The following is a 4,122-nucleotide window of genomic DNA, read 5'->3' on the forward strand; positions in this document are numbered from 1 at the left end:
GGGGCGGTGGTGGGGGGCTGGGTCGATGCCCCCCCCCCGCGCGTGCTCCGTGCAGCTGCTGCGGGTGGGGGCCGCCGGTTTGGTCGCAAGGAAGCCCACGCCCCGGCGGGGGGGGGGGGGGGGCGGGCCCAGCACGACCGCGTCGACCAGGCCGAGCGGATCGACCACCCAGCCGGTGCCCGCCCGCGCGAGCCGGGTGGCGGCGGTACCCGCGACGACCCGCACCGCCGAGGACCGCACCAGAGCGTCGATCAGCACCCGGTAGCCGCCTCGTAGCGCGCCGAAGACGGGCTCGGTGGACGGTGGCGGCAGAGCGGCCGACACGGCGGCCGTCAGGCTCGGCGCACCGTCGTCCAGGGCGGCGGCCAGAGTGGGCAGCGCGGCGCGCACGCCGATCGAACGGGAGCTGCCCGCGTACACCCCACCGAGCAGGGGGTCGACGCTGCGTTCGACGACCTGGACGCCGAACCGGTCGGCGACCAGGCTGTGCACGTCGATATCGCTGTCGGGATACCAGGCCAGCGGCCGGTCGGCCTCCCCCTCGATCCGGGCGAGGGTGTCCTCGTCGACCAGTCCGCGCATCGACTCGGCGTCGGCGGGGATGCCCATCAGGGTGCGCCCCGGCAGCGGGTGCGGCGCGCCGCCCGCCCACAGCAGCGGGCGCTTGCCCGCCGGATACACCAGCTCGTCCTCGAGGCCGAGTTCCCGCAGCAGGGCGGGCACCTCGGGCCTGCGGCCGACGAAGGCCTCGGCGCCGAGATCGAGCGGCTCGCCGTGCACATCGGGGGTGTACAGGATGCCGCCCACCCGGTCGGACGGGTCGAGCAGGACGAGATCGACGTCAGGGCCGAGCAACGTCCGCAACCGATGGGCCGAGGCCAGGCCACTGATCCCACCGCCGACAATCGCGATCCTCATAGTCTGCGACGGTAGTCCGCTACCGCGGCGGGCGGGCAGAGGCTGTCGTCCATGTCACCGCCCGCCGTTCGGCCCTCAGAGCTCGTGGACCAGCTCCACCAGCGCGGTGATCACGCCGGGATCGGTGTCCGGCAGCACGCCGTGGCCGAGGTTGAAGATGTGGCCGGTCGCGCCGAGCACGATCGCCTCGTCGGCCTCGGCCGCGATCCGGCGCGCGTGTGCCTCCACGGCCTCGGGACCGGCGAAGAGCACGGCGGGATCGAGATTGCCTTGCAGCGCCTTGCCCGGGCCGACGCGGCGCACGGCCTCGTTCAGCGGCACCCGCCAGTCGACGCCGACCACGTCGGCGCCCGCCTCGCCCATCGCGCCGAGCAGCTCGCCGGTGCCGACACCGAAGTGGATGCGCGGGATGCCCGCGTCGGCGACCTCGGCGAACACCCGCTGCGAGTGCGGCATGACGTACTCGCGGTAGTCGGCCTGCGACAGCGCGCCCGCCCACGAGTCGAACAGTTGCAGCGCGTCCACGCCGGCGTCGATCTGGGCCTTCAGGAAGGCGATGGTGATGTCGGTGAGCACGCCGAGCAGTTGGTGCCAGGTCTTCGGGTCGGCGTACATCATCGCCTTGGTGCGCTCGTGGTTCTTGCTCGGCCCGCCCTCGACCAGATAGGAGGCCAGTGTGAAGGGCGCGCCGGCGAAGCCGATGAGCGGGACGTCGCCGAGCGCGTCGGTCAGCAGGCGCACGCCCTCGACGATGGCGCCGACCTCCTCCGGGCGTAGCCGGGGCAGCGCGCGCACATCGGCGGTGTCGCGGACCGGCGTGGCGACCACCGGGCCGACACCGGCCACGATGTCGAGGTCGATTCCGGCGGCCTTGAGCGGAACGACGATGTCGGAGAACAGGATCGCCGCGTCGACGCCGTGCCTGCGGATGGGCTGCATGGTGATCTCGCAGACCAGCTCCGGGTCGAAGCAGGACTCCAACATGCCGATGCCCTTGCGCAGTTCGCGGTACTCCGGCAGCGATCGGCCCGCCTGTCGCATGAGCCAGACCGGACGTCGGCTCGGAGTGGCGCCCGTCGCGGCGGCCAGGAACGGGGCGTCGGGCAACCGACGGCGGCTGTACGTGCTCACCCGGCCATCGTATGCGGCGGCGCGCCTCCGACTGCGCCGGGTGGGTAGCGGATACGGTCAGGCTCGTGACACCGCTCGACTTCCGCGACGGCGCCGCATCGACTGAAGGACCCCAGGGCGAACCGGCCCTCTTCCGCGCCGCGGTCGATGCGATGGGCACCGCGACATGCCACCCTCGGATCGAGCTGTCCCCGATCCGTCCGCCGCAGCGGTTGGCGCCCTATTCCTATGCGCTCGGCGCCGAGGTCACACACCCGGACACCGGGACGGTTCCGGTCGATTCCGAGGGGGACGCCTTCGGCAGGCTGATCCTGCTGCACGATCCCGACGGCGACGAGGTCTGGCACGGCACCTTCCGCCTGGTCGCCTACATCCAGGCCGACATCGACGCCGCGCTGGCCACCGACCCGCTGCTGCCCGAGGTGGCGTGGAGCTGGCTGGTGGACGCGCTGGAGACCCGCTCGGAGCCGTTCACCGCGCTCGGCGGCACCGTGACCTCGACCAGTTCGGTGCGCTACGGCGACATCGCGGGCCCACCGCGGGCGCACCAGCTCGAGTTACGCGCCTCCTGGACCGCGCTGACCACCGAGATGGGGCCGCACGTGGAATCGTTCTGCGAGGTGCTCGCCTACTCGGCGGGGCTTCCGCCCGCCGGGGTCACCCACCTGCGCCCGCCACCGCACGCGGGCAACGGGCCGGAGTGACAGCGGGCCACGTAGAGTTCAAGGCTATGCCGGTTGCAGAACAGCCCGGGCAGGGCAGCACGGAAGTCAGTACAGCCGAGCCTCTGCTCGCCCCGGCCGACGGCGTGCCCCCCGTGCTCGGCACCGCCGCCGAGATCGCCGAGGCGGCCGAGCGCCTGGCCGAGGGCACCGGCCCGCTGGCCGTCGACGCGGAACGGGCCTCGGGCTTCCGCTACTCCGCGCGGGCCTACCTCGTGCAGTTGCGGCGCGCGGGCGCGGGCACCTTCCTCATCGATCCGATCCCGGTCACCGACGCGCTCGGCCCGCTGGCCGAGGTGATCAACGAGCTGGAGTGGGTGCTGCACGCCGCCGACCAGGACCTGCCCGGCCTCGCCGAACTCGGGCTGTACCCGGCGCGGCTGTACGACACCGAACTGGGCGGGCGCCTGGCGGGCTTCGAACGGGTCGGGCTCGCGGCGATGGTGGAGCGGCTGCTCGGCCGCACGCTGCGCAAGGGGCACGGCGCGGCCGACTGGTCGACGCGCCCGCTGCCCGCCGACTGGCTGAACTACGCCACGCTGGATGTGGAACTGCTGCTGGAACTGCGCGAGGCGGTCGACGCCGATCTGCGGGCCCAGGGCAAGGACCGGTGGGCCGAGCAGGAGTTCGAGCACGTCCGGCTGGCCGGCCCGCCCGCACCCAAGGCAGACCGCTGGCGGCGCACCTCGGGTATCCACACCTTACGCAAGGCCAGGCAGCTCGCCGCGGTCCGCGAGTTATGGACCACCCGCGACAACCTGGCCCGCCTCCGTGACATCGCTCCCTCCCGCATCCTCCCCGATTCCGCGATCGTGGCCGCCGCGGCCGCCGACCCGCGCACCATCGCCCAGCTCCGCGCCCTGCCCGTCTTCGGCGGACCGCGCCAGCGCCGCTACTCCCGCGAATGGCTGGCCGCGCTCGACACCGCCCGTGGCCTGCCCGACAGCGAACTCCCCCCGCTCAGCCAACCTTTCGACGGCCCACCTCCGGTGAACCGCTGGGAGCGCCGCGACCCGGTCGCCGCCGCCCGCCTGGCCCGCGCCCGCGCCGCGCTCAACGATCTGTCCGTCGCGCACACGGTGCCGGTGGAGAACCTGCTCGCGCCCGACGCGGTGCGGCGACTGTGCTGGGACGGCCTCGGCGACTACGCCCGGCCGCGCCCCCTCGCCGACCTCGTCGCCGAGATCGACACCTTCCTCACCACCACCGGCGCCAGGCCCTGGCAGCGCGAACTGACCGTTCCGCCGCTGGCCGAGGCGCTGTTGCCCGAGCAGGACTGAACCCGGGGCCGGGGGCGGCGCCGCCCCCGGGGCGGGGGGGCGGCGGGGGGGGGCGGCACCCCGCGGGGGGG

Annotated in this window: 4 protein-coding genes; 2 read left to right on the forward strand and 2 right to left on the reverse strand. The window is 73.9% G+C overall.

The window, feature by feature from the left end; translation table 11 throughout:
* Positions 1-918, reverse strand: a 918-nt coding sequence (locus QH283_RS08090; RefSeq protein WP_280502398.1) for an FAD-dependent oxidoreductase, incomplete at its 3' end; no start/stop codon positions are given.
* A gap of 75 nt (positions 919-993) precedes the next feature.
* Positions 994-2,049: a uroporphyrinogen decarboxylase gene (hemE, locus tag QH283_RS08095; RefSeq protein WP_280502399.1), complete on the reverse strand. Its 1,056-nt coding sequence runs from the start codon at positions 2,047-2,049 to the stop codon at positions 994-996.
* 65 nt (positions 2,050-2,114) lie between these two features.
* Between hemE and QH283_RS08100 the strand changes: the two genes are divergently transcribed.
* Together QH283_RS08100 and QH283_RS08105 are read left to right on the forward strand one after the other, a co-directional pair.
* Positions 2,115-2,753, forward strand: coding sequence for a DUF3000 domain-containing protein (locus QH283_RS08100; RefSeq protein ID WP_280502400.1), 639 nt, complete (start codon positions 2,115-2,117; stop codon positions 2,751-2,753).
* A 26-nt stretch (positions 2,754-2,779) separates the two neighbouring features.
* Positions 2,780-4,051 carry an HRDC domain-containing protein gene (locus QH283_RS08105; RefSeq protein WP_280502401.1) on the forward strand — a complete coding sequence of 424 codons (1,272 nt, stop codon included), beginning with the start codon at positions 2,780-2,782 and terminating at the stop codon, positions 4,049-4,051.
* Positions 4,052-4,122: the final 71 nt, after the last annotated feature.

This window comes from Nocardia farcinica, from assembly GCF_029867845.1.
Taxonomy (GTDB): Bacteria; Actinomycetota; Actinomycetes; order Mycobacteriales; family Mycobacteriaceae; genus Nocardia; species Nocardia farcinica_A.

Excerpts from the sequence above, each read along its gene's own strand:
- QH283_RS08105 (WP_280502401.1), top strand. The coding sequence starts at position 2,780 with ATGCCGGTTGCAGAACAGCCCGGGCAGGGCAGCACGGAAGTCAGTACA.